The sequence below is a fragment of the Paenibacillus oryzisoli genome (assembly GCF_050467285.1).
Taxonomy (GTDB): Bacteria; Bacillota; Bacilli; order Paenibacillales; family NBRC-103111; genus Paenibacillus_E; species Paenibacillus_E oryzisoli_A.
The window spans coordinates 202,141-226,112 of the sequence record NZ_JBCMUN010000009.1 but is presented as its reverse complement, the minus strand read 5'-3'; the positions used below and the strand labels follow the sequence as shown (position 1 = coordinate 226,112).

Below are 23,972 nucleotides of genomic sequence, written 5' to 3'. Positions count from 1 at the left end.
TCATCCGCTCCTTCAATTTACTTGGATACTTATTCATAACTGCTTCCGTCCCACAGATAATAGGAGAGCAGTTCTTGATCAATTTCTAATCCGATTCCAGCTCCGTAGGGTAGCGTGATTTCGCTGTTTGATGGTTGAATAGGGATCAGCTGAGTAAACGGATTATCCATCACATCCCATTCAACAGGCTCAATGGTCTCCGGTTTCATTTTGCTGAAAGGTTCCAAACATGCTTGTGCGAACAGGGCATAGAGGCGAGTCAATGCCCCATCGTATGTGTGTGGTGTTGCACGAATACCGAAAGCACGGGCCATGCTTAAAGTCTCCCTGTACTCATCGATTCCAGCTACATGCAGCGGATCTGGCGTAATGTAATCGACTGAGCGCTGTGTAAGCAAAGGGATATAATCCGCAAAAGATTCAATATTCTCTCCGCCAGCGAGTGGAACTGGCAAGCGCTGCCTAAGCATCCCATATTCGGCGGCATACTTGATCTGCAACGGTTCTTCTAGCCATAAAAAACCTGACTGCTTCTCCATAATTGACCGCCATAGAGATGCTGCAGCCAGGTCATAGCTCTGATTCGCATCGAGCGCCAAAAACATATGATCAGATAAAGCATCCTGAATAGCGTTGATATGACGGATATCCTCTTGGAATGATTTCCCGCCGATTTTGACTTTGAATGCATTGAACCCTGAAGCGGCAGCTTTCTTCACAGCTAGAACGGATTGTTTCTGCCAATCATGCTCCTCGGAATAGGACTGAAATGAAGCGTATATCGGTACATTATCGCGGTATCGTCCACCCCATAAATCGGTTATATGTACACCCGCATAAGAAGCTGTTATTTCGGCAAGCGCCATACTCACTGCAGAAGCGGACCGGGAATGAATCTTTTTTACGGTCTGGGCTAGCTTACGTCTATCCGCGACAGGCTTCCCGATCAGAAAAGGGATAATCCTCTCGCGAAAGGTAATTTGCAGTGTACCCAGGGAATCAACACACTCGCCCCATCCGCATTCGCCAGAGTCCGCTTCGATTTTGATCAAATAACTGGCTCGAAATCTTTTCATACCGTTAGCATCGCCATAGGGCTTTGGGAGACGATACAAGAGCGGAAACGTATCTACTTTTCGAATCTTCAATCTAAACGGCGCCTCCCACAACGTAATGCCATTAGTATGTCAGTGATCTTGCCAATTATGTAGGATACTGGATAATTTTCATCATCAAAGGGGACGATAGCAGCATGTAAAATTTTATTGAAATGAGGATGGAGCATGAATTGGGATCATTGGTCGCTGGATAGAGTGTTAATATTGTTCGTCAGCCTGGCCTTTCTCTTAATCGGCATTCAGGTGACGCTGTTCCACTACCGCCAAAACTTCCATAATAAGGCGATGTGGATGCCTGTTATCGGTTCCCCGATATTTTTTATCGTGGGGGTTATTTTCGTCTGGTATAACGTTTCTTGGCTGCATACGACGTTTATTGTGTTGATGTGGATTGGCGCCGTCGCAGGTCTCATCGGCTTATATTTCCACATTCGCGGGGTAGGGATTCGGGTTGGCGGCTTTGCGCTGCGTAATTTCATGATTGGACCACCTGTTGTACTACCACTCGTGTTTACATCAATCGCCGTTCTCGGCCTCATCTCTGCCTATTGGGAGGGGATGTAACCCATGGCGCTGAAAACTCACTATCCTTCATTTAATGTCATGGATGAAGAAGACGAATGGGACGATCATACGCAGTTCATCGTAAATAACCGAATATCGGCATCCCCGCTCCATCAGACACTAAGCGATCATGAAGCGGATATGCTCTCTGTCATTTGTGCTATTCTCATGAATGATAATAAGCCTGCTGTGATTAGGTACGTGCTCCATCATATCGACCATACCCTTCAATCCTCTCCAGGTGAAGGGCAGCGCAAGGTTGGCGTTCCAGAAGAGAAGACCCTGATTCGCCAAGGCTTAAATTCCATGGATCAGTGTGCAAGAGATTTGAATGCGACATCCTTCCTGAAGCTTAGTCCCGAAGACCAACGTAAGCTTATTGAGGCTATAAGCATGGGAACCGCAACGCCTCATACTGCCTGGGAAAACGTTCCACAGCAGCCGTTCTTTCAGAAACTGATGAATATGACGATCGAATCCTATTGTTCGCATCCAGAAGTGTGGTCAGAAATTGGATATGCCGGTCCCGCGTATCCGCGGGGATACGTACGAACGCAGATAGGGATACTCGATCCGTGGGAGGCGAAGACGGAGGAATGAACAGAAAATACGCGAATGAAGAAGTCGATGCGGTAATCGTCGGTGCTGGAGCGGCGGGAGGTGTATTGGCCAAAGAACTCAGCGAAGCCGGCATGCGCGTAGTCGTTTTAGATGCAGGCCCTTTTCGGGATCCGCAGAAGGATTTCGCGAGTGACGAGCTCAAAATGCAGTCTCTCGGCTGGCAGGATACACGAATTGTAGACGGCCATGATCCGCTTACGATGGGACATAATAACTCGGGCCGTGGAATTGGAGGAGGGACGGTGCATTTTACCGGTGTCTTCCTCCGGTTTCACGATGTCGACTTCAAAGGAAAGACGATAGAGGGTACAGGGGAAGATTGGCCCATAGCCTATGACGATCTAGAGCCTTACTATAATCGGATTGAGAAAGAAATTGCCGTTTCCGGACCGAAGCACTTTCCCTGGGGTAACTATCACGGGCCATATCCGTATCCTGAGAGAGAGCCGCTAAGCCCAAACGCATATTTGTTCATGAACGGCTGCGATAAGCTCGGTATTCAGTCCTCCGTGGCCCCGCTTGCCATTTTGTCAGCCCCATTCGAAGGTCGGCCGCCTTGCATCAATCGGGGATTTTGCAATCAAGGCTGTATGCCGAATGCCAAATTCAGCACCTTGATCGTTCATATTCCAAAAGCAATCCAAGCCGGTGCGGAAGTATTGCCCGACTGCATGGTTACACAAGTCATTATGGGCAGCGATGGAAGGGCAAAAGGTGTGAATTTCGTTCATGATGGCATCGAGTACAAGCAGATGGCAAAGCTTGTTATACTCAGTGCATACGTTGTGGAAACACCAAGACTTTTATTGAATTCCGCAACATCCGCATATCCTGACGGACTCGCGAACAGCAGCGGAATGGTCGGAAGATCCATCATGGTCCACAGCAGCAACGACGTTTATGCCCGGTTTGATAAGGAAGTCCGGTTGTATAAGGGAACGCCAGTGCTCGCAACAACGCAGGACTTTTATCGGACCGATCCGAAACGTCCCTTCGTCAGAGGCTACACGCTACATGCACACGGAGCAAGACCGGTTGAATTTGCGAAAGGCATTTCGAAAACGCAGAGCGGTCCCATATGGGGAGAGCAGTTCCGTCAAGCTCTTCTGAATTATAATTATTATGGTCGTGTGACTTTAGTCGGTGAGGTGTTACCGAATGCAGATAATCGTGTATCTCTAGACAATGAGAGGGACGAATACGGTCTTCCGCGAGCGAAGGTGACCTTTAGTTATGGGGATAATGATAAGAAACTGATCGACCACGCCGTCCAGACGATGCGCTCCATTCTGGAGGCTGAGGGCGGTAAGCCGGAATTCGTCGTTCCGGATACAGCACATATGATGGGAGGCTGCCGGATGGGGAATGATCCCTCAACTTCAGTGGTCAACTCCTACGGACAGACCCATGATATCGAAAATTTATTCATCTGTGACGCAAGCACATTCGTGACTTCTGGCGGAGGGAATCCCACCAACACAGTGATGTCGCTCGCGCTGCGAACAGCGGATTATATCATCGAGAAAGCAAGAAAAAGAGAACTGCAGGCAAGCCGGGCTTAACCGGTCGGCCTGCAGTTTTTTGTTAGCATTTCGTATGCGTACCGGTCAGCCTTCTCTTCGAAAGTAAGGTCTCTATACGAGGATGAAGCTTTTGAGGCTAAATCTCTATTCTCTGCAATCGCCCATTTCAGTCCTTCAAGATCTCGTTTTTCAATATATGGCATCATTTCAAGCAGATGAGCGGCTTCGTGATAGAAAATAAAATACGGAAGGAGCGTTTCTTTGATCGAATACTGGTTAAGAACCTGCTTCTCATTAGCACTTAAATATCCATCGTATGGAATTTGTATCATGATTTTCGCGGAGCGAAGACGGCGATCGACAATGATGCTCCCTCCGTAAAACTGTCCCCAGTACACGACACTGGAACAATCCATTAGAGGATTCAATTCAGAACGAATATAGTGTAAATGTTTCTCAATACGCCGGTTCCATACACGAAGCTTAAGACGTCTTAATTTCCATTTGGAAAAGAACTGTTGCAACTCTATCACCTCTATTTCACTTTACTAGTTCAATAGACAGCATTCAACAGGTGAAAGTTGGAGGTGGTGTGCTAAGAATAATGTTAAATTGTATGGGTAATATTAACATAAGTTCTATCATTCCTAATTGCACGGGAGATTTGGTGAAATCTAAAGGGAGGCCGATTATTCATGGATTTATCCTGGCATTTAGTCTGGAAGTGTATATTTGTTGTGTTAACAGGTATCATTTTACTGCGCTTATCTGGCAGAAAATCAATCGCGCAAATGAATGTAGCTTCGACTGTCATTATGATCTCCATTGGTGAGCTGCTTGCTCAAGGAGTTATCGAGAAGACGATATGGCGGGCCATTGTCGCTGTCGCTTTGTTTCTGGTGGTTTTGGTCATACTCGAACTTTTAGAAATTAAATTTGGCAAGCTGCAAAAGTTGATCACGGGAGAGGCAGTCGTCGTCATTAGTGAGGGCCAACTGGATATGCAAATGTTAAGGAAGCTTCGCATTACCGTTACTCAACTTGAGATGAGGCTTCGCCAACTTGGTATCACCAACATAGCAGATATTAAGAGAGGAGTTATTGAAATGAACGGTGAGCTAGGCTATGAACTTCAAGAATCTGCAAAGCCAATAACCAAGTCTGATCTGGATGCATTTCTAAGTCGGATCGTTGAAGAGAACACCAAGCATTAAAAGATGTAAAAACAACAGAGGGCTGTAGAGTTATCTAGTAAATCTTCCGTGATTTCGTGCTAATCGCAATGCTCTTCGATACATTTTCTTATTTTTAAGCTGATTGAAGATAAAGGGATCAGGCGCTGTATTGACTTCGATAATCCACGGCTTAAACTTCGTATCAATACCAATATCGACGCCAATTTCTTTGAAACCGGGATGTTGTCTTTGGAATTGCTTAGCGATTCGCAGTCCGAGTAGTTTTAATTTATTTATATAAGATTGGGTATTCGTTGGACTTAAGTAGGCACCGATCAGTAGTTCAAGTGCTTTGGGTTTACCGCTATTGTGGTAGTTAGTCACAATTTTCTTCGGATGTGCGACTCGACCGATATAGCCCGTAACTTCCCACTCATCTTTCATATTTTTTTGGACCATAACTCGAACATCGAAAATCCGATTCTGATTCGTCAATAGCTGAATACCTTTCTGAATTAAGTAGGCTCGATTTAGTTTCGAGTTGCTCAAAGATTGAAACATAGTGTTGTATGTTCCAAATCTCCGCTTCACTTTATCTACTTTGTAAATAAAGGCACCACTTCCGGTCCGCTCCACACGGATCACGCCTTGCCCAGAGGTTCCTCGAACAGGCTTGACATAAACCATCCTGTGCTTCTTCAGCATCATGAACAGATTGGCTGAATTCAATAATTTTGTCTCTGGGACATAGGCGCTAACTTCCTTGCTGCGAAGTAAGATTTTTGTCTTGAGCCACTTACTGCTCACCGTGCGTGAACTTCGTATTTTTATCATCAGTTGCACCTCATCTTCCGTAGTGGGAGGCATAAATGCTTGTTAAGTGTAGCACTGTTTTTTTAGCTAAATTTCCGCAGCACATCATGCCGCGCTTGTTAAGCGAGCCGCTTAGCTTGGTTTTATTATGGGTAATCTGATAGATGCTGTGCTCCACAGATCCACCAACAGCAGGTGGGACCGGAATTTGTTCGGGAGCGATAATTAAAATACGCAAAATATATAACCTGCCTTTCTTATTTTCGAGCATTCAACTGCATCGTATTCGGAAAGAACAAAGTATTCTTGGAGATTAGTCTAAATAGGGAAAAAAAGCTGTCCCAAACGTCATCAAATGACGACTTGGGGACAGCTATCTTCATGCTACATCGCGATTTCTTCTTGCGGTTTCGCCATCGCCAGTCAGCTCAACTCGCTCCAGCGTGCGATATCCGGAATGATGGTAGCGATTGCTGCTAAATTTTTTTGAATATTAAATCAAACCTTGTGGCTTGTTCATTTATGCTCGCCTTCGTTTGGATGCTAACCATTCCACGCAAACACCAAGTGAAGTTAGTAAAGTCATCAGCAGGACAACCCATCCTAAGAAAGGAACGTTGATAGCTGCTACAATCAGCATAGCCCCAATCATTACTTTAAACCAATCTGGCTTATAGGATGTGGAGCGGAATTGCTCACCAATACGATGACTCATTACTGTCAGTCCTACAAAAAAGGTCACGATAAGTAACAGAATGATTAAAATCAAAATCGGAATACCGATAATCGTAATGAGCAATAGTGAACTAATTGCTATAAGAACCATGCCGCACAAAAAACCCATATACAGCAACCGGCCCCATGAAATTTGAGAAAAGCGGTCAATGAAAGCTTGTGCTTTTTTCTTTCCTATCAAGCTAATTAGCGCAGGGAGGAGGACAAGCAGTAAGGCCGCCCCCAGCTGTACAACCCATAATCCGATAATAAGCCCTCCGCTGAGCAGCAAGCTATTCTGTGTTTGGCCATCTAAAGAAAGATTGTACACATCGTCGCGAAAAACAGCTCCTGGAGCCTGATCTACTTTCCCACCAACAACGACAATCATACCATCTATTTTCGCGGTATTTTCCGCATGTAGATCACCATTAATTACAACAATGATGCCTTTAACATGCCCTTGAATTTCAGCATCTCCGCCAATAACATATACATCATCAACGGCTTGGCCAGCAGGTACCACCGTACGTTGATGTTCGAAAATACTAGCCGCAGAAGCTTGAGTCGGAATTATGAGCAGACATAGCAGAAGGATGCAGCTTAATACATAGGCACCTCTCTTCATCAAGTGGTCACCCCCTCTCCAGTGACGTGATCTGCAGCGCCCTTTGAAGTGAATAAATGGATGCAATTAAAACCAATACAGATAAAGCGATAACTGTAAAATAGACAAGGGGAACACTCGACATAAAGTGTGTTGCCATATATAAGATGGCTACGAATAATCTCGCGAAGCCATGGATGAACTTCAAAAACATGGCAACTGTCGTTATTCCGATTACACATACAAGCATAATCGCGATTAACGGAAATGCTAGCCAACGCTCACCGCTGGTGCGCTGTTGATTTTTCTCAATTGTCTGCATGATGATTTCCTCAAATGCAGGAGGGGCTTGTTTAGATTGAAAGATGTTGTGCACGTTAACTTGAAGAGCCAACCATTCGTCTAAAAGCGCTTGGCAAGACTCGCAACTTTCGAGATGCGTTTCGACGGCCTGCTTCTCTTCTGCACTTAACTCATCATCCAAATAGGCTGACAACTGATCTTCAGGGTGATGAATCATGAAAGTTCCTCCTTTCTCAATTCTTTACGCAATGCCGTTCGCGCCGCGAATAGACGTGATTTGACAGTTCCAAGAGGTATGTTGGTTATCTGTGCAATCTCTTCATAACGGTACCCCTGTACATCATGCAGTAGAATGACCTCGCGATGCTCCAGAGAAAGTTGAGCAAGTGCTTCTTCGATTGAAAGCCTCTCTGATGGATCTAATGGACCTCTATCTATCATTGAATCATTCGCATCCTCACGGTAGTCATGCTCCCTAATCCGTTTTTTCAATCGATTCTTAGCAAGGTTTGACACAATTTGAAACAACCAAGCGGAAAAGGCAAATTCACTTTCAAGACCTGACAAAGAATAATATGCCTTAACAAAGGCTTCTTGTGCAACATCTTCTGCATCCTGTCGATCGTTTAGCATACCTAGGGCATAACGGTAGACAGGATCTTTGAAATCCCTGACGAGTTGGGCATACGCTTCCTTTTCTCCGTGTTTAGCGCGGCGAATTATTTGATGTAACTCCTCGTCCACTCGTCTTCAACCCCTACAATAAAGATAAGTTCATAGGATCTCCTTGGCCGAAGCTCTAAGCTTTATGCGCAGTTTGATTCTTTTTACCTTGCATCCATTCGTAAATAATTGGGATAACAATAAAGCTGTTTAATGTCGAAGTAATCATCCCGCCGATCACAACAATACCAAGCACCTGAGAAATGACAGTGTCCGTATTGTGCGTCAAAGCCAGCGGAATGATCGTTAACACTGTTGTACCAGCAGTCATGAAGATCGGTCTTACCCGCGACAAGCTACCAGAGAGAACTGCGTCGCGTAAAGGCATTCCCTCTTTACGGTTTCGTTCAATTTTATCAATGAGTACAATCCCATTGGTTACGACAATGCCGGTAAGCATTAGAACACCGATTAATGCGGCAAGATTCCACTGCCCTTGGATAGCGTAAAGGGCAATCACAACACCAGATAATGCGAGTGGAATACTAATCAACACAGCGAGAGGCGCTTTCCAGCCTTTAAACACGAAGCTTGTAATCATCAGGACGAGCAGAATGGATACAACAACTGCGATTGTCATTTCGATAATCATTTGTTTAATTTGCGTCGTGATACCGCCCGTAGAGTAGGATACACCACTTGGAAACTGAGTCCCAGCTAAAGCCACATCCACCGCTTTTGAAACTTGACTCATATTTGACGACGTAATCTGCGCTGTTACAATCGAGACAGGTTTGCCATCCTGCTCCACGATGGAAGAAGGTGCACTACTTGCTTTGATGGAGGCAACTTGATCCAGACGAACTGTCTGATTATCCTTACCCGTCAATGTTTCCGCCGATAGAGCATCAAGTACCTGCTGAGTCGAGTACACAGGCATTCCTGTATCAGCATTGACTCCTTGAGCAATTGGATCCAGGTACACATCCACAGGAATACTGCCGTTACCAGTAGAAACTGGAAGATCAAAGTCTTTTCCTTTAGAAAGATAACGAGCCAGTATTTTATTAATGTCCGAAGGTTGAATGCCTGCAGCCTTCACTTTCGCTTGATCGATCTGAACATCGAATTTAGGAATCCCATTCGTCAAATCCGTTTTACCGGCAACCGCAAGACCCGAAATATCGGCAAGCTTCGTGCGAAGAAGTTGGGCGGATTGATCCAATGTTTGTTGATCAGATCCGGATAGCATGATAGTAATCAGGGAGTCATCGCCTGCAAGGCTCTGATTTGTAACCGTAATAGTCGATTGTTTAGCGAGTGTTGAGAGTTCAGATTGTAAATCTGTAATCGCCGTATCCACCGATTTCTTGTCTTTAAGCACCACCGAGAGATTGGCAACATTCGGTTGCTGAATGTAACCGCCACCCTGGTCAAATACATCATCTGCAGTTGGTGTGAAAGAGGATCCGAAAGTTGCCGAATAGGAACTGACTTTAGGATCCTGATGAAGGACTGCTTCGACCTCTTTTACTTTACTATCGACGACAGAGAGTGCTGCACCTTTGGGCAGTTCAACCTGTATGGCAACTTGCCCACTAGCAGAGCTAGGTAACAAGCTAAAGGGCAGGCGTGTTGCAAAAATAGCTGCAATTATAAACAGAATTAGCGATACACTAATAACCGTCTTCTTACGGGCAAGCGCCGCGGTCAGCATTGGTTTCATTAAAGGCTCAAGTGTAACTGCTTTGCCTTTAGGCATTTTCCAGCCCATGAATGCAAACGTTGGGATAACCACCATGGCAACAAGAAACGATACGATAAGCGCAATGACAACGGACCATGCAAAACCAGCATACGATGCGCCAATAATGCCGCCGACTAAGGCAATCGGTACGTAAACGGCAACTGTTGTTGCCGTCGAAGCAAAAATTGCAGGCAGCATCTCAATTACTGCAGAAGCAAGCACAGGAAGAATTGCTTTTCCTTTGTTCTCCTGTACCCTATTATACATGTTGTCTAGAATTACGATTGCGTCATCTACAATACGTCCCATTGCGACAATTAGACCCGATACAGTCAAAATGTTTAGTGTAACTCCCATGGATTTCAGAACTGCTGTTGTAGCCAACAATGAGATTGGCAACGAAATAGCAATTAACAGTGTAGAGCGAACATTACGGAAGAAAAACAAGACGCACAGCATCGAGAAAAGACAGCCAAGTAAACCCTCACGAACAAGCCCCATCAGTGAATCATTGAGATCTTGTGCCCGATCGGTGAGTAACTGCATATCTACCTCATGGTTTTGAATAGCAGGAATCGCATCTACGCGTGCTTTCACCTGTTTCGCCACATCTGTAATCGTAGCTGAAGGCGTTTTTAAAACATTAATTTGTACACTTGCTTTGCCGTTCGTACGAGAGACGGTCTTTACATCCGTCAGCGATGGGGACACGGTTGCTACATCGTGAAGCGAAACCGTAAGATTATCTTTATTTTTGATATGAATAAGATTCAGATCTTGCTCGCTTAGTTCCCAACCATCAATTTTAATTGGGAAAGAAGACTTCACATTGGCTACATTTCCTTGCAATGTTGGAATAGCTACTGCGATCGACTTGTTAAAATCGTCAAGCGTAACGCCTTTGGCCGTTAGATCCTTCATCCGCACAAGGACAACATAACCTTTATTCGCGCCTCCGACTGTCTGCACATCTGATACACCTGGCACAGATTTAATTTGATTGACAATTTCAGATTGTGTCGTGGATTGCAAAGTTAGATCGTCAATGTTTTTACTTGCTGAGCTCAAACTGTAGCTCAGAACCGGGAAGGTGCTTGATGTCAGTCGAGTCACAGCCGGCTTGCTGATGCCATCAGGAAGCGCAGCTTCGTTAAGCGCCTGCTTAATAGCGTTCTCGGCTTGATCCATGTTGTAATCCATTGGATAGGCCAGATTCAATAGCACGCCGCCGTCATAGGAGGTTTCTTGTATACTCGTCAAACCGTTCGTTTTGCGTATAGCTTCCTCCAACGGTGTTGTAATATCTCGCTTTATCTGATCAGCTTGATAGGATGATGCTCGCAGTGAAACCATCAAAGTCGTGTTATTAATGCCCGGCAGATAGTCGCGTTGCATTTGAAACGCTGAAACTCCGCCCCATGCCAGAATTAGCACGACACAGATCATTATGATAGCAGAGCGCTGCATGATTGCTTCGATTATTCTTTTCATTTTTTAATCTCCTCTCGTTTTATAATTGAAAGGACAACAGAGAAGTTCAAAATGTTCATTTAGCAATCAAAAAAAATTTGATGACAAAGTTCACTTAAAATGGCTGTGTTTTATATAGGGACACATTAATCATTCCTATCCTTGTGTAATAGTTCTGCCAAGACTTCGAAATTTTCGAAGAATCTCTAACAGCATTACATTCAAGCTAACCCAAACTCCGCCAAATACATAACCGGCGACGACGTCACTTGGATATTGGGCCGAAAAATAAATTCGACTAATACCAATCATCAGGCAAACGGAAACAACACCAATAATAATTGAAGTCTTAACGTAAGAGGATTTGTAGTAGCGTAATAAGTAAAATGCCATAAATCCACATATCGTAAACGAAATAAGGGTCTCTTCGCTTGGAAAAGTATTCACTAGCTGTACGTCTGCCGCAACGGGCCCAGGTCGATGGAAAAGCAAACGCATCGTTTCATCGATGAATTCTCCGCCTACAACTACCCATACAAGAAAAGTGAGATCAAGCAAACGCTCTTTGCTATGAATCACAATCCAAACGGCTGTGAAGGCAATTACCGGACCATATAGGTAAATCGTCCCCAGCTTTGTAAAGGCATGCATCCATGCATTCCATTCTGGATAGAAAATTGCCCCAACCAAAAAAGCAGCGATCTCGTCGAATTGCCCAAATTCATGGGCTAGAAAATCCTGAATCATGCCGATCATCAATGAGAAAAATAAAACGAAGCCACCGAAAGCTGCCAAAAGCAGAAATCTTACTTTACCAAATGAATTAAAGTGACGTACCCCTTGTGTCAGTAGGGTCATAATAGTTGTAACAACTTGTTGTTTGTGCTTGCGGTATATATAAATAATAGCGGTTAACAAGACCGATGCGATACCAAAGATGATCATGTACCTATTAACGGACGCATGATACTGCTCCCATTTGGGACCAAGGACCTTACCCAAAGATATGAATAAGCTGGCCCAGAAAATAGCGCCAGTATAGGCAAATCGTGCATATCTTCGGAATGGCATGCGTGTAACGCCGCAAAAATACCCGGTGATATGCCGGACTCCTGGTATGAAGTAAGCCACGAAGAGCAGCTTATCGCCATATTTTTCAAACCAATGGGTCAATTTATTCAATCGTTCTTCCGTAAAATGAATCACTTTTCCGTGACGCACAATAAATGGCCTTCCAAGCCGAAATCCAATCCAATACGAGAGTGTCACTCCAATTAAAACGCCTACGCTGGCAGATGCTATGCTGAAAAACCAGTTTAATTTTTGTTCATATACAAAGAGGCCAATGTAGCCCATCATCATCTCACCGGGAAGAGGTAATGCTAACATTTCAAGGAGTAGGAAAAGAAGGATTAACCAATACCCATAGTGTTCTAATAAATTTGTCAAAAGTTCCATAAGTTCTATCTCCCCTGTACTTCATAAATGACATTGAAACGGCATTCCCGAATTTTGGAAATCAATTTATTATTTCCTACAACCGGATTGATAATACGACACAGTTTGAAACAAGTGTTTCTATTCTCATAACTAAAAAGACAATAGGTATAATAAATTTGTTCATCTACATAAAAATATTTAATATTTCCAAACCAATGACTATGGGGATGAGGAAAGGAAGGATTCTACGTGGCACGAAGCAAAGAATTCGACATGAACCTGGTTCTGCATAAAGCGATGGAAGTGTTCGGTCATTATGGGTCATTGCTCAAATTATTCGCTATTGCCGACAGATAAATAACTCGCAGTTTCAACTAATGGGTAGACACCGTGATCAATTCATTAAGATTGAATATGTTGTTTTGTAAGAATCCATTTGGAACGAGGATGAGTCAGCATGAAACAAAGGATCGGCATTCTTTTAGATCGCGCTACTTTCAACGGAATTCCTTGGCAAAAGACTGGTTATGAAAGTCTACACATGTACAACAAAGCGGCGAATGAACTTATGTTAAAGCCCTTTTATATGACATTGAACAATATTAGGAGAAAGACAGCAATTGGATACACTTATAATGGACATCGGTATAGACTTGAAAGACTAAGAATACCTAGCGTAACGCATAACCGAGATATTACGCTTTCAAAGCTGTATAAATCTAAGCTTTACCAATTATCTAAATCCACGGTTTTATTTAACCGGGTCAATAGGTTTAGTAAGCATCGCATCCATCGTATTCTACTAACAAATCCTGAGCTTAAAAAGCTTCTACCACATACAGTTAAATATTCAAAATTGAATTTAGAAAGTTTCATGATTAAATTCTCTTCATTATTCATCAAGCCAACAAACGGTAGTGTCGGTAATGGAATTATACAGATATCTAAGAGTAGTAATGGATCGTGGAGAATAAATCTAAAGAAAGGAAAACCACTCTACAAATCAAAGACGCGAACGCAGGCATTCCTCAGCAATTTTATTGGAAATAAGAAATACATTATCCAAGAAGCCATACCACTCGCCTTATATAAAACGAGACCATACGACTTGCGTGTTTCAGTTCAAAGAGGAGCGGATGGGAACTGGAAGTTGACAGGTATTGTAGGGAAGGTCGCAGCAAAAGGTCGTCATGTAACGAATGTTGCAAAAGGAGGAAAAGTGAGGCGCTGCGAAGAGCTTTTCCAGGAAAGTGGATTTTCAGTCGTAGAGGTAAAAGAAACTATTCGGAAAACAGCCTTACAAATAGCTCAATTTTTAGGTGAGAAGATTCCTCATTTGGCGGACATTGGACTTGATATGGGGATAGATAAGGATGGGGAATTGAAGTTTATTGAAATGAATGCCAGGGATCAACGAATTACCTTTAAAAAGGCAAAATTAAATCACATATTTTATAAAACGTATCTAACGCCACTTCAATATGGAAAGTATCTCATTGAAAGAAGGAATAAAATATTCTCATGAATTTCTAATTACTAAAAAAGACTTTGTCTATTACGACGACAAAGTCTTTTTCTTGTTGAAAATCTATCTTCAGTAAATCCTAAGGAAACTCTCATGATCAATTCAGACAGTGGGTGCATACTGAATCTATTCAATTAGAATATACGGGTACCATGAAAAACGGCGCTCAGTAGGAGGAATTTACATGAAACAATCCAAATGGTTTAAATGGCAGGTTGGTCTTATTGCTTCGGCAGCTGCTGCTTTTCTTTTCCATGAAGTTAAAGCTAGTCCATCGTTTGACCAAGCGACGTTAGCTGTTAATAGCAGTACCGCAGATAAAAAGATCTCAACTGTGGACACATCTCAAGATTATATGGATCGTTGGGCTAATCAAATATCGTCTGGCAATGATGATGCAACAGGAACCTCCAGTTCTACCAGTTCAAGCTCAAGAAATAGCCAAAGTCAAGCAACAAACAGCAAGAGTAGTAGTTCAGAAACGTTCTCCCACTCAAAGACAGGAAGATCATAATGGTTGATCTAATAGCCTTGTAGAAACGAGTGATACATGATGAAAACCATACTAGACAAACAAAGACATATACCGAGCCCCTATGAAATTCGTTTCCGTGCTATGAATACGTGGATCGAATTTAAGTTTTATGCTGCGGAAAGCCAGGCAGAGGAATACATTGTTCTCGTGAAAAACTGGTTTGAAACCATCGAACATCGGTTCACCAGATTTCAGGCGGATAGCGAGTTGAGCTACTTAAACCGACTGAGCGGTGAGACTTGCATCGTATCAGATCCCATGTTAGAGGTGTTGCAACTCGCAGAGCTGTACCGTATTAAGACGAACGACACGTTTAATCCCTTTGTATTGAAGGCATTAATAAGGGCGGGCTACAGTAAATCGTACGAAGCTCTACCGAGAAACAGTCTTGAAACGAATTTGATCGGTGAGAGCTGCCAGAACCCTTTTTTTCCATTAGCACTTAATGTCAGGATGAAATCTGTACAACTGCCGTCAGATACACATTTAGACTTGGGTGGTATTGTCAAGAGCTGGGCAGTCAAACGCATCGCTACTTTCCTCCACGACAAGCACTGTGTAGAAAGAGGGCTTATCAATGCGGGAGGCGATCTTCTTGCATGGAGTACGGAAGCAGAGAAGCAGTGGATGATAGGTGTTGAAGATCCGTGGAACCCTGAAAAAGAGCTTGGTTATATAGCTTGTAACGAGTTAGCAGTCGCTACATCCAGTACATTAGGCAGACGGTGGGAGAACCAACATGGCGTTCAGCATCATCTCATTGATCCGCGCACAATGCGTCCAAGTGAGAGCGATATTGTGCAATGTACGATCATCGGCAAAGATCCAATTGAATGTGAAATTTGGTCAAAGACCCTATGCATTCTAGGCCTAGAGGAAGGAACTAAATTGTTTTTAGAACGCGCTCCGGGAAATGAAGCACTTGTATTCACAAAGGACCGGAAAAGTCATTTCTACGGGAAACAAGCGTCTATGGGAACTATTTGGAAGTCAATTGATATTGATGAATATCATTATTTAATCTGATGAACTGGACAGGGGGAGCCGCGATGTTACAAACAATCATTAACTTGCCAATGTGGCAATTCATTCGCTCATTTGGTATCGTATCCTATTTATTTCTCACAATTGGAATTTGTCTCGGAATCTCTTACAGTATGCCAATCCTGCCTGGTACTTGGAAAAAGCATATGTATAAGCTTCATAACTTTTTTACTCTCGCAGGCACAGGAATCGGCTTATTACACGGGATTATCACAGTGATCGATACCTATATGCCCTATACATGGAGTGAAGTTTTGATTCCTTTTACATCAAAATCCCATCCGGTATTGAATGGGTTTGGAACCTTATCGGGATACCTCATGCTTCTCGTAATTTTCACTACAGACCTTCGTAATAAGCTGAAAAAGTCCGTATGGTTTGTTCTTCATCTTATGGCTTATCCAGCATTTTTCATGGCCTTTATTCACGGTTATTACTTGGGAACGGACACCAACCATCCAGCGGTTCATACCATGTATCTAGTTACAATCGCTGCAGTACTTAGTGTTTCTGTGCTTCGCGGATTCGTCCGCGGTAAAGTAAGTTCTCCTAAATCATCCATGATTCAGAATCAAAGATAAAACAACTCGGTGCGCGTGATTATGATCGACGCACTGTTTTTTTGCGATTTGATAACTACTCTCATATAGATTATTCTTTTTCTGTTAAAATAATTCTATAAACTAAATTGGCATGAGGTGTTGGGCTTGAAGTTATTGATCGTAGAAGATGATCTCGACTTACTAAAAGCGATCCTAGAGATATTTGAAAACGAGTCATTTGAAACTACAGGAGTTTCAACGGGAGATGAAGGTTACTTCCTTGCGGAGCAAGGAGGTTATGATCTCATTATCTTGGATGTTATGTTGCCCGTTCTAAACGGACTTGAAATTGTCAAGCGGTTAAGAAAGCAGCAAGTGTTAACGCCAGTGATCATGCTAACTGCAAAAGACAGTGTAGAAGATTGTGTTAGCGGATTGGATGCAGGTGCTGATGATTATGTAACCAAACCATTTTCGACTTCTATTCTACTAGCACGAGCTAGAGCGGCATTAAGACGACGAGGTAGCGGTGATTTGGATGGCAACTTGACGTGTGGGTCAATTGTCCTCGTAGTTAGTCTCAGAGATGCTTTCGTAGACGAGCAATCTTTGAAATTAACACCAAAGGAATATGAACTCTTTGAATTTTTTCTTCGAAATAAGGATCAAATTTTGTCAAGGGATCAGATTTTTGAGCGGATATGGGGATTCGATTCAGATTCTGCTTCATCCGCCGTTGATGTTTATGTTCATCATTTGCGCAAGAAGCTTGCTCCGTATGGAGGAGACCTCTTTTTAAAGACCATTCGCGGCGTAGGTTATTTGCTAAAAGGAGAGCCTCATGTTCAGTAAAACGCGGCGCCAATTAGTTTTATTAAATTCGGTAGTGTTGATGCTTTTCTTAGTTATTTTCGGCATTATCCTATATGTGCATATGGAGTATCGATTGTTGCATCAAGCGGATGAAGCAATCTCGAATACGGTAAAAGCCATGCAACTAAGCTCCATTGATCAAATGCTCCAGACGGATCATCCTGAGCCTGATGCTGATCGAAATACATCTTATTTGTTCTGGGATGAAAATGGCCATCTCCTCAATGCATATCCAAAGCATATGTTCTCTGAAAAGGAAGCGGTGGATCTCAAGAACAGAAGTCAGGATGGTTCTTTGCATGGTGTGACCGTGGGGAAAAGAACTTATCGTATGCTAGGATTTAACAATGTTAGGTCTGATGAGCTATCTGGATCAATCCCACACGTCTCGTATGTTGTAGTCCTTAGAAGCTTAGAAGATGCCAACAGAATGCTTCAAACCCTTCGAACTGACCTTTTAATCGGTTGTTCTATTGGGATTCTTTTCTCGATTCTCATGGGGTTTTATTTGGCAGGTCGCTCACTCATTCCGATTCGCAGGTCATGGGATAAGCAACAGCAATTTGTCGCGGATGCATCTCACGAGCTGCGTACGCCAATTGCCGTGATTCAGACTCGGTCTGAGCTTATGTTCAAACATCCACAGCATACGGTTGAAGAAGAAAGTAAGAATATAGCCCTTATTCTGAAGGAGAGCAAACGGTTGGGGCATCTTGTGGAAGATTTGTTGACGTTGGCTAGAACCGACTCGAATCAAATGCAAATTCATAAAACGGAGGTGCCTGTGCATCAACTTCTTCAGGAGATCACAGAACAATTCACGCTATTGGCAGAAACGAAGTTTGTTCATATTCATTCTAGCATTGAACCATGTATAATATGGGGGGACGAGCAACGTCTTCGACAACTATTTATTATTTTATTGGATAATGCGTTAAAATTCACACCACCTGAAGGATTAATTGAAATCAGTTGCCATAACGTATCCAATTCCATTCGGATTGTAATTAAGGATAGTGGAAGCGGAATCAGTGAAGAGGACCTGCCGAGAATTTTTGAACGTTTTTATCGAGGAGATAAGAGTCGCAGTCGTTCTGAAGGTGGAACTGGTCTAGGACTTTCAATTGCTGAATGGATTGTAGCGGCTCACAAAGGAACAATTGGTGTTCACTCTCAAATAGCTATGGGAACTGAATTTCTTATTGTATTACCCAAAAAACAATAAACTACTCCCGTACGCCATACATTTTAAGAAAATTTAAATGTTAACCTCCTATAATCATCATACAGATGATCTCTGTGATAGGAGGTTTTTTCATGGCAAAAATGGATACAAAATGGGTCTTGTTATGTACAACAGCGATAGGAGCAATATACGCAGCTGGATATTATTCCACCGAAACGCAAGGGAATTTACAAGCTCCTTCAACTGTAAATCAAAATCATGTGGAGAGTACAAGCGACATTCAAATCAAAAGTAAATATAAAAATGGGACTTTCTATGGAACGGGATCCAATCGTCGAGGGGAGATTCAAGTTGCAGTAACCTTGAAGAACGATAAGATCATCGATGTGGAGATAAGCAACTTTGGCATGCATTATTCGGAAAGAGATGTCGTTGATTTACCGCAAGAGGTCGTCCATCTCCAAAGTGCACAAGTTACAAATGTATCAGGAGCAACCTACAGTACACAAGCATTTAAAGATGCCGTGCAAAATGCACTTGCGCAGGCGCTTAACAGTTAGTGGTGGAAATATGGTGAAGAAAACGAAGTTATTTATGGATACCGTCGTTGATATACAGGTCGTTAGTGATAAGTCTCAAAATGAAATAGCTGAAACCGCTATTGATCGAGCGTTTGATGCATTTCGAAAAATGGAGCAAGCCTGCAGCCGCTTTAGCCGAGACAGTGAAGTTATGCAGGCGACGAAAGAGATTCAGACGGCTGTAAAGATTAGTCCCTATTTATTTGAGCCACTAAAATTTGCATTAGAGCTAGCCAAAGTTACGAATGGCTTGTTCGATCCAACGATAGGTAAAGCGATGGAGGATTACGGTTTCAATCAACATTATTTATCAGCGGAGATTGTGGATAGCGTTGCAACAAGTTCTGTCACTTATCAAGACATCACACTCGACGATGAACAGCGCACAGTATACGTCAATAAACCTCTGGTTATCGATTTAGGAGCCGTTGCCAAGGGATTTGCAATTGATTTAGCAGCAAATGAATTGAAAGAGTTCGCAGGATTTATTGTGAACGCAGGCGGAGACCTTTTTGCCGGGGGATTAGATGAAAGAGGGGAAAAGTGGAAGATCGGGATTCAACATCCAATATATAAAGATCAATTTATAGAAGTGGTTGAAGTATCAAATGAGGCTGTATGTACGACGGGTAGTTATGAGCGTAGAAGTCCTCTATATCCTGATATCCATCACATCATTACCCCGAATAGCAAACGTTCCCCTGCTGAATGGGTTAGCAGCAGTGTTATCGCTAGATACGCATTGATGGCCGATGCATTTTCTACAGCAGTATTTTTAATGGATAAGATACAAGGAAAAGCATTATTAGAACAAGTGAATCTAAAAGGGATTCTAATAGATCAAAAATTGCAATTGAATCGAATAGGGGGAGACTAAGTGTCCAGTAATCCATGGCTCCGAACTCCGAAAAGATACGTCATGATCATCTTGATAGCCTTTCTTTGTATAGCCGCTGTTTATTCATTGAATTTCAGAGGAATTTTAAATATTGTCATTGCAGTTGGTTTTTCCTTCACCGCTGACTACTTATATTCTATTGTAGATAAAAAGAAAAAGAAAAGGGTTTTTCCTGATGGTGCAATCATAACCGGATTGATTATCGCATTGATTTTGAGCACAAGCACTTCGTGGTATATTGTATCAGCGACAGCCCTTATCGCAATTACATCCAAATACTTGCTTACGTATAAGATGAAACCCATATTTAATCCAGCTGCTTTTGGATTACTAGCCTCAATTCTTTTATTTCAAACAGGACAAAGCTGGTGGGGCGCTTTTGGGGATCTTCCTGCTTGGACAACCATCTTGCTATTAATCGGTGGATATATAACTGTGAACCGTGTGAATAAATTCCCTATGGTCTTTTCTTATCTTGGCACCACTTTTTTGCTTCTTTTGGTAATGGGATTCCTTCATATTGGAGATGCTAGTGATGCTTTACGCTCGCCATTTATAAATGCAACCCTATTCTTTGCGCTCTTCATGCTCACGGATCCGCCAACAACACCTGCGAAAGACAAAGATCAATACATTTTTGGCCTCATATGCTCAGTAATCGGAGTAGTCATATATGGCATTTTCGGCGGCTTGATGTATTTATTTATCGGATTGCTTGTTGGAAATCTATTTTATGTGTTAAGACGAAAAGCAGCTCCTCTTAAAGCAACCAGTAAAAGTAGTTAGGACAAAAGTTTTGAAACAATGAAGTTTAGACATCTATGGAAATATTCGTATTCTGATGGAGGCAAACATATTGAATAGAATGGAAAAAGAAGTTCGAAGGTCTAGACGGGAATGGATACCTAAAAAAGAGCAAATCGGGGTAATCATAGCGCTTGTAGTCGCCGTTTTATTCTTATTTTGGCAGCTAAAAGGGTTAGTACAAACTCCTACTGCAACAATTCATAGTAAACATTTTGAGCATACATTTAAAGATTTCGGTTCTTATGCAAGAGTTGCTTTATTTGTTGTATTAGCTTATTACGTTCTTCTATTTGTTATAAGACAGCGTATATGGGGCAATTTAAGTAATGTGAAAAAATGGCTTTCCGCTTTACTGCGACTTGCTCGGAGGCTACACACACCTCTAGCGATCATCGCAATAGCATTTATCGTTCTGCATGCAGTTGCTGTTTTTATGTATGGTTTTAAGTTAGATTTTAATAATATTAGCGGGTTACTTGCCTTGCTCGTACTTCTTCCGGTTCCAGTCTCAGGTTTGCTCAGGTATCAAAGACTTGATCGGAAGTGGCATTTAAGATCAGGACTTGCGTTTGCTGTTCTCTTTTTAATACATGCCTTTTTATAAAATCAAAGAGAAGAACAGAACCCGGTGCATTACATGCACCGGGTTGACTTTGTTCATGCTACATTGCTATTTCTTCTTGCGGTTTCTCGTTAGACGGCGAGGACCAGCTTTTGCTGCGACTGCCGTCCAGCATCATCCCGGTGCCCATCGCTGTGCACTCTAGCGGATGATCGGCAATATGTACCGCAACACCAGTTTCCATACGGATGCGCTCGTCGATTCCTTCAATTAAGGCACCGCCGCCGCAGAGCAAGATACCTTGCTCAATGACATCGCCCGCCAGCTCAGGGGGAACTCGCTCCAGCGTCGCTCGAATCGCTTCAATCAGGGTTTCCAAGAAATCATTGATAACTGTGAAAATCTCACTCGACTTGAGGCGGATGGATCGCGGCAAGCCGTCAACCAAATCCCGTCCGCGAATGTCCAGCGTTCGCACTACGCTTGAATCGGTTGCTGTTCCGATTTCCATCTTAATGTGCTCCGCGGTGCGTTCCCCGATTTCCAGATTATAGGTTCGTTTCACGTAATCGCGAATATCCCGATCAATTGACAAACCGGCACGATTAATCGTGTGGCTGGCAACAACGCCTCCCAATGATAGAATCGCAACTTGCGAAGTGCCTCCACCGATATCAAGCACCAAGTGTCCGATCGGCTCGTCCAGGCGAAGACCCGCGCCAAGGGCAGCAGCGATCGGTTCCTCAACCGCAATCGCTTTTCGAGCTCCTTTATGGACAATGGTTTCTTCAATTGCCCGTTTTTGAACATTGGTGATGCCGCACGGCACCGATATGTAAATCTGAGAGCTTCGTAAAAAAGAGGGTCTGCCTTGAATTTTTTTAATAAAATATTGCAGCATGACACTCGTCCTATCAAAATTGGCGATAACACCATTTTGCAGTGGGTACGTAATATCTACATATTCCGGAGAACGGCCGATCATGGCTTGCGCCTCAAAGCCTGCAGCGAGCAATTCTGACGTCCCTTGGTGGAAGGCGATTACGGAAGGCTCATTAAGCACAATTCCTTTGCCTCGTTCGTAAATGACGGTGTTTGATGTGCCCAAATCGATGCCAAAAAACTTATCAAACTGTTTAAACATAGTTCATTTCCTCCTTTATTGTAAGAAAGGGTCCGGCATGGAGGCGGAAGACGGGTCCCCATAGTATTCTTCGGGTACACCTGTTTTCAGGGGGCTGTAGAAATAAAGAAGCATACATTAGTGTCGCAGCTAAGCGTCACCAACGTATGCTTCTACGCCATTTTAAGACTAGACTACCAGTGCATTACAAAACGAGTGGTATCTTTTTTTGCAAGTTCTTCTCCCATTTGCACTTCCATTAACTGAAGAGGAGTAACTGCCTTAATCCCATGTTTGATTCCAATTGGAATCTGTAAAGCTTCGCCGGCTTGAAGCTTGTGAAGCCTATCCTCTATGAGGATTTCCGCACTTCCTGACAAAATGGTCACGATTTCTTGGCATTTGTGATGTTGATGATAGCTTGTATTGTTTCCTTGTGTAAGCGTCACTTTCTTAATCATAATCTCCATGCCATCTTCATTTTTCCAATAATCGATGACTCGAATGGAACCCCATCTTTTCTCTTCATACATGGGCATCTGAGTTGTTGAGCCAAGTATTTCCTTGATTCGATCAGCTTTATCCTTATTGGAGATTAGAATTCCGTCAGAGTTAGCAGCTACAATAAGATCTGGAACGCCTATTATTTCAATAGGATAAGGAAGTTCGTTGATTAGATGGGAATTACCAGCATCGTCAGCTATTCGTCCTGAGCCGATCACTTGATCCTCGAAACGACTGCTGAGCGATGCCCAACTCCCCAGATCACTCCAGAAACCTTCAAAGTCCATGACAACAATTGGCTGTGTATGCTCGACGACTTCTCGATCGAAGCTTAGAACTGCAAGTTCTTCGTATTTAGCGAGCCATGGTTCAACTTGGGTAGGATATCCATTGTTTTTCAAATAAGTAAGCATGAACTTTAAGGGAAATGCAAAAATACCGCAATTCCACAAAGCGTGTTGCTCAAGTAAACGACTGGCTGTTTGAACATTAGGTTTTTCAATAAACTGACTGACGAAAGCATACTCAGGATGCGCCTTCGGTAGAATTGGAACAATATAACCAAACTGATCAGAGGGGGTATTAGGTTTCGTTCCCAGGAGGGCGAGGTCTGCATGAGATCGAGATAGAACTTCGGGAAATTGGTGGAGGAGACGAAAAAAAGCGGTATCTACGTAGGTGTCTACGGGAAGAATGCAAACCGTTTCTTCTGGATCCATCTGTATGTTTTCATTAAGATAACTGACAGCTAATGCGACAGCAGTGAATGTTCCTCGTTTATAAGGTTCCGCAATAATTGGAATGTGTTCTCCTACATAGGTACGTGTTATTTCCACTTGAGTGTGATGAGTGACTATATAGGTGGATTGCAACAGTCCGACCTCTTCCAGTTGTCTGCATATCCGCTCCATCATGGATTCGATGACCCCATCTTCGGATTTCAAAAGCTTAAGAAATACCTTGGAGCGTATCTCATTGGATAATGGCCATAGCCTTTTTCCAGAGCCCCCGCACAATAGTACAATACGCAAGTT

At 43.0% G+C, this 23,972-nt stretch carries 26 protein-coding genes; 15 read left to right on the top strand and 11 right to left on the bottom strand.

Features of this window, described 5'->3' with window-relative positions; genetic code table 11:
• Nucleotides 1-29: 29 nt before the first annotated feature.
• The gene (locus ABE504_RS16415; RefSeq protein ID WP_430090584.1) at nucleotides 30-1,148 is read right to left on the bottom strand and encodes a mandelate racemase/muconate lactonizing enzyme family protein; all 1,119 of its coding nucleotides are present in this window, start codon (nucleotides 1,146-1,148) and stop codon (nucleotides 30-32) included.
• A 135-nt stretch (nucleotides 1,149-1,283) separates the two neighbouring features.
• On the opposite strand from ABE504_RS16415, the gene ABE504_RS16410 reads away from it, so the two are divergent.
• Genes ABE504_RS16410 through ABE504_RS16400 form a run of 3 tightly spaced genes read left to right on the top strand, consistent with a single transcriptional unit; the run spans nucleotide 1,284 to nucleotide 3,865 of the window.
• Entirely contained in the window at nucleotides 1,284-1,682 is a 399-nt protein-coding gene (locus tag ABE504_RS16410) for a hypothetical protein (protein ID WP_430090581.1), read from the top strand.
• 3 nt (nucleotides 1,683-1,685) lie between these two features.
• Nucleotides 1,686-2,282 (top strand): gluconate 2-dehydrogenase subunit 3 family protein, encoded by a 597-nt coding sequence (locus ABE504_RS16405; protein ID WP_430090578.1) that lies wholly within the window; start codon nucleotides 1,686-1,688, stop codon nucleotides 2,280-2,282.
• Nucleotides 2,279-3,865, top strand: a complete 1,587-nt coding sequence (locus ABE504_RS16400; RefSeq protein ID WP_430090575.1) for a GMC family oxidoreductase — start codon at nucleotides 2,279-2,281, stop codon at nucleotides 3,863-3,865. The genes ABE504_RS16405 and ABE504_RS16400 overlap by 4 nt, the downstream gene beginning before the upstream one ends.
• Here ABE504_RS16400 and ABE504_RS16395 read toward each other — a convergent pair.
• Nucleotides 3,862-4,350: a hypothetical protein gene (locus tag ABE504_RS16395; protein WP_430090573.1), complete on the bottom strand. Its 489-nt coding sequence runs from the start codon at nucleotides 4,348-4,350 to the stop codon at nucleotides 3,862-3,864. The two genes, ABE504_RS16400 and ABE504_RS16395, sit on opposite strands and share 4 nt — an antisense overlap.
• A 171-nt stretch (nucleotides 4,351-4,521) precedes the next feature.
• Here ABE504_RS16395 and ABE504_RS16390 point away from each other — a divergent pair, with 171 nt between their 5' ends.
• On the top strand, nucleotides 4,522-5,040 hold the full coding sequence (locus ABE504_RS16390; RefSeq protein WP_430090570.1) for a DUF421 domain-containing protein: 519 nt from the start codon (nucleotides 4,522-4,524) through the stop codon (nucleotides 5,038-5,040).
• Nucleotides 5,041-5,070: 30 nt separating this feature from the next.
• Here the strand turns inward: ABE504_RS16390 and ABE504_RS16385 are convergent, their stop codons facing one another.
• Nucleotides 5,071-5,835: a YheC/YheD family protein gene (locus ABE504_RS16385; protein WP_430090568.1), complete on the bottom strand. Its 765-nt coding sequence runs from the start codon at nucleotides 5,833-5,835 to the stop codon at nucleotides 5,071-5,073.
• 10 nt (nucleotides 5,836-5,845) lie between these two features.
• A complete protein-coding gene (locus ABE504_RS16380) occupies nucleotides 5,846-6,085 on the bottom strand; it encodes a hypothetical protein (protein ID WP_430090566.1) in 240 nt (79 codons plus the stop codon).
• On the opposite strand from ABE504_RS16380, the gene ABE504_RS16375 reads away from it, so the two are divergent.
• Nucleotides 6,058-6,294, top strand: coding sequence for a hypothetical protein (locus ABE504_RS16375; RefSeq protein ID WP_430091358.1), 237 nt, complete (start codon nucleotides 6,058-6,060; stop codon nucleotides 6,292-6,294). The genes ABE504_RS16380 and ABE504_RS16375 overlap by 28 nt on opposite strands.
• 40 nt (nucleotides 6,295-6,334) lie before the next feature.
• Here ABE504_RS16375 and ABE504_RS16370 read toward each other — a convergent pair whose 3' ends face one another.
• The 5 genes from ABE504_RS16370 to ABE504_RS16350 all read right to left on the bottom strand — a co-directional run bounded on the left by ABE504_RS16370 (nucleotide 6,335) and on the right by ABE504_RS16350 (nucleotide 12,776).
• Entirely contained in the window at nucleotides 6,335-7,156 is an 822-nt protein-coding gene (locus ABE504_RS16370) for a hypothetical protein (RefSeq protein ID WP_430090563.1), read from the bottom strand.
• A 7-nt stretch (nucleotides 7,157-7,163) separates the two neighbouring features.
• Nucleotides 7,164-7,655 (bottom strand): anti-sigma factor family protein, encoded by a 492-nt coding sequence (locus tag ABE504_RS16365; RefSeq protein ID WP_430090561.1) that lies wholly within the window; start codon nucleotides 7,653-7,655, stop codon nucleotides 7,164-7,166.
• Nucleotides 7,652-8,182 (bottom strand): RNA polymerase sigma factor, encoded by a 531-nt coding sequence (locus ABE504_RS16360; RefSeq protein WP_430090558.1) that lies wholly within the window; start codon nucleotides 8,180-8,182, stop codon nucleotides 7,652-7,654. The genes ABE504_RS16365 and ABE504_RS16360 overlap by 4 nt, the downstream gene beginning before the upstream one ends.
• A 55-nt stretch (nucleotides 8,183-8,237) precedes the next feature.
• Nucleotides 8,238-11,339 (bottom strand): efflux RND transporter permease subunit, encoded by a 3,102-nt coding sequence (locus ABE504_RS16355; RefSeq protein ID WP_430090555.1) that lies wholly within the window; start codon nucleotides 11,337-11,339, stop codon nucleotides 8,238-8,240.
• Between the two features lie 135 nt (nucleotides 11,340-11,474).
• Nucleotides 11,475-12,776, bottom strand: coding sequence for a bifunctional DedA family/phosphatase PAP2 family protein (locus tag ABE504_RS16350; RefSeq protein WP_430090553.1), 1,302 nt, complete (start codon nucleotides 12,774-12,776; stop codon nucleotides 11,475-11,477).
• A 439-nt stretch (nucleotides 12,777-13,215) separates the two neighbouring features.
• On the opposite strand from ABE504_RS16350, the gene ABE504_RS16345 reads away from it, so the two are divergent.
• The 10 genes from ABE504_RS16345 (at nucleotide 13,216) to ABE504_RS16300 (ending at nucleotide 21,353) form a co-directional block, all read left to right on the top strand.
• The gene (locus ABE504_RS16345; protein WP_430090550.1) at nucleotides 13,216-14,283 is read left to right on the top strand and encodes a YheC/YheD family protein; all 1,068 of its coding nucleotides are present in this window, start codon (nucleotides 13,216-13,218) and stop codon (nucleotides 14,281-14,283) included.
• 184 nt (nucleotides 14,284-14,467) lie between these two features.
• A complete protein-coding gene (locus ABE504_RS16340; protein WP_430090547.1) occupies nucleotides 14,468-14,797 on the top strand; it encodes a hypothetical protein in 330 nt (109 codons plus the stop codon).
• A 39-nt stretch (nucleotides 14,798-14,836) separates the two neighbouring features.
• On the top strand, nucleotides 14,837-15,844 hold the full coding sequence (locus ABE504_RS16335; protein WP_430090544.1) for an FAD:protein FMN transferase: 1,008 nt from the start codon (nucleotides 14,837-14,839) through the stop codon (nucleotides 15,842-15,844).
• 23 nt (nucleotides 15,845-15,867) lie between these two features.
• Nucleotides 15,868-16,443: a ferric reductase-like transmembrane domain-containing protein gene (locus tag ABE504_RS16330; RefSeq protein ID WP_430090542.1), complete on the top strand. Its 576-nt coding sequence runs from the start codon at nucleotides 15,868-15,870 to the stop codon at nucleotides 16,441-16,443.
• A 126-nt stretch (nucleotides 16,444-16,569) separates the two neighbouring features.
• On the top strand, nucleotides 16,570-17,256 hold the full coding sequence (locus ABE504_RS16325) for a response regulator transcription factor (protein WP_430090540.1): 687 nt from the start codon (nucleotides 16,570-16,572) through the stop codon (nucleotides 17,254-17,256).
• Nucleotides 17,246-18,502, top strand: coding sequence for a sensor histidine kinase (locus ABE504_RS16320; RefSeq protein ID WP_430090537.1), 1,257 nt, complete (start codon nucleotides 17,246-17,248; stop codon nucleotides 18,500-18,502). Before ABE504_RS16325 ends, ABE504_RS16320 begins: the two co-directional genes overlap by 11 nt.
• 92 nt (nucleotides 18,503-18,594) lie before the next feature.
• A complete protein-coding gene (locus ABE504_RS16315) occupies nucleotides 18,595-19,023 on the top strand; it encodes an FMN-binding protein (RefSeq protein WP_430090535.1) in 429 nt (142 codons plus the stop codon).
• A gap of 13 nt (nucleotides 19,024-19,036) precedes the next feature.
• Nucleotides 19,037-19,921, top strand: coding sequence for an FAD:protein FMN transferase (locus ABE504_RS16310; protein ID WP_430090533.1), 885 nt, complete (start codon nucleotides 19,037-19,039; stop codon nucleotides 19,919-19,921).
• On the top strand, nucleotides 19,922-20,728 hold the full coding sequence (locus ABE504_RS16305; RefSeq protein ID WP_430090531.1) for an RnfABCDGE type electron transport complex subunit D: 807 nt from the start codon (nucleotides 19,922-19,924) through the stop codon (nucleotides 20,726-20,728).
• A 70-nt stretch (nucleotides 20,729-20,798) separates the two neighbouring features.
• Nucleotides 20,799-21,353, top strand: a complete 555-nt coding sequence (locus ABE504_RS16300; RefSeq protein ID WP_430090528.1) for a hypothetical protein — start codon at nucleotides 20,799-20,801, stop codon at nucleotides 21,351-21,353.
• 58 nt (nucleotides 21,354-21,411) lie between these two features.
• On the opposite strand, the gene ABE504_RS16295 is transcribed toward ABE504_RS16300, so the two are convergent.
• Nucleotides 21,412-22,455, bottom strand: a complete 1,044-nt coding sequence (locus tag ABE504_RS16295) for a rod shape-determining protein (RefSeq protein ID WP_430090525.1) — start codon at nucleotides 22,453-22,455, stop codon at nucleotides 21,412-21,414.
• Nucleotides 22,456-22,628: 173 nt separating this feature from the next.
• Nucleotides 22,629-23,969 carry a sugar phosphate nucleotidyltransferase gene (locus ABE504_RS16290; RefSeq protein ID WP_430090523.1) on the bottom strand — a complete coding sequence of 447 codons (1,341 nt, stop codon included), beginning with the start codon at nucleotides 23,967-23,969 and terminating at the stop codon, nucleotides 22,629-22,631.
• Nucleotides 23,970-23,972 lie beyond the last annotated feature (3 nt).

Excerpts from the sequence above, each read along its gene's own strand:
- ABE504_RS16410 (WP_430090581.1), top strand. The coding sequence starts at position 1,284 with ATGAATTGGGATCATTGGTCGCTGGATAGAGTGTTAATATTGTTCGTC.
- ABE504_RS16405 (WP_430090578.1), top strand. The coding sequence starts at position 1,686 with ATGGCGCTGAAAACTCACTATCCTTCATTTAATGTCATGGATGAAGAA.
- ABE504_RS16400 (WP_430090575.1), top strand. The coding sequence starts at position 2,279 with ATGAACAGAAAATACGCGAATGAAGAAGTCGATGCGGTAATCGTCGGT.
- ABE504_RS16390 (WP_430090570.1), top strand. The coding sequence starts at position 4,522 with ATGGATTTATCCTGGCATTTAGTCTGGAAGTGTATATTTGTTGTGTTA.
- ABE504_RS16385 (WP_430090568.1), bottom strand. The coding sequence starts at position 5,835 with ATGATAAAAATACGAAGTTCACGCACGGTGAGCAGTAAGTGGCTCAAG.
- ABE504_RS16380 (WP_430090566.1), bottom strand. The coding sequence starts at position 6,085 with ATGCTCGAAAATAAGAAAGGCAGGTTATATATTTTGCGTATTTTAATT.
- ABE504_RS16370 (WP_430090563.1), bottom strand. The coding sequence starts at position 7,156 with ATGAAGAGAGGTGCCTATGTATTAAGCTGCATCCTTCTGCTATGTCTG.
- ABE504_RS16365 (WP_430090561.1), bottom strand. The coding sequence starts at position 7,655 with ATGATTCATCACCCTGAAGATCAGTTGTCAGCCTATTTGGATGATGAG.
- ABE504_RS16355 (WP_430090555.1), bottom strand. The coding sequence starts at position 11,339 with ATGAAAAGAATAATCGAAGCAATCATGCAGCGCTCTGCTATCATAATG.
- ABE504_RS16350 (WP_430090553.1), bottom strand. The coding sequence starts at position 12,776 with ATGGAACTTTTGACAAATTTATTAGAACACTATGGGTATTGGTTAATC.
- ABE504_RS16345 (WP_430090550.1), top strand. The coding sequence starts at position 13,216 with ATGAAACAAAGGATCGGCATTCTTTTAGATCGCGCTACTTTCAACGGA.
- ABE504_RS16340 (WP_430090547.1), top strand. The coding sequence starts at position 14,468 with ATGAAACAATCCAAATGGTTTAAATGGCAGGTTGGTCTTATTGCTTCG.
- ABE504_RS16335 (WP_430090544.1), top strand. The coding sequence starts at position 14,837 with ATGAAAACCATACTAGACAAACAAAGACATATACCGAGCCCCTATGAA.
- ABE504_RS16330 (WP_430090542.1), top strand. The coding sequence starts at position 15,868 with ATGTTACAAACAATCATTAACTTGCCAATGTGGCAATTCATTCGCTCA.
- ABE504_RS16320 (WP_430090537.1), top strand. The coding sequence starts at position 17,246 with ATGTTCAGTAAAACGCGGCGCCAATTAGTTTTATTAAATTCGGTAGTG.
- ABE504_RS16315 (WP_430090535.1), top strand. The coding sequence starts at position 18,595 with ATGGCAAAAATGGATACAAAATGGGTCTTGTTATGTACAACAGCGATA.
- ABE504_RS16295 (WP_430090525.1), bottom strand. The coding sequence starts at position 22,455 with ATGTTTAAACAGTTTGATAAGTTTTTTGGCATCGATTTGGGCACATCA.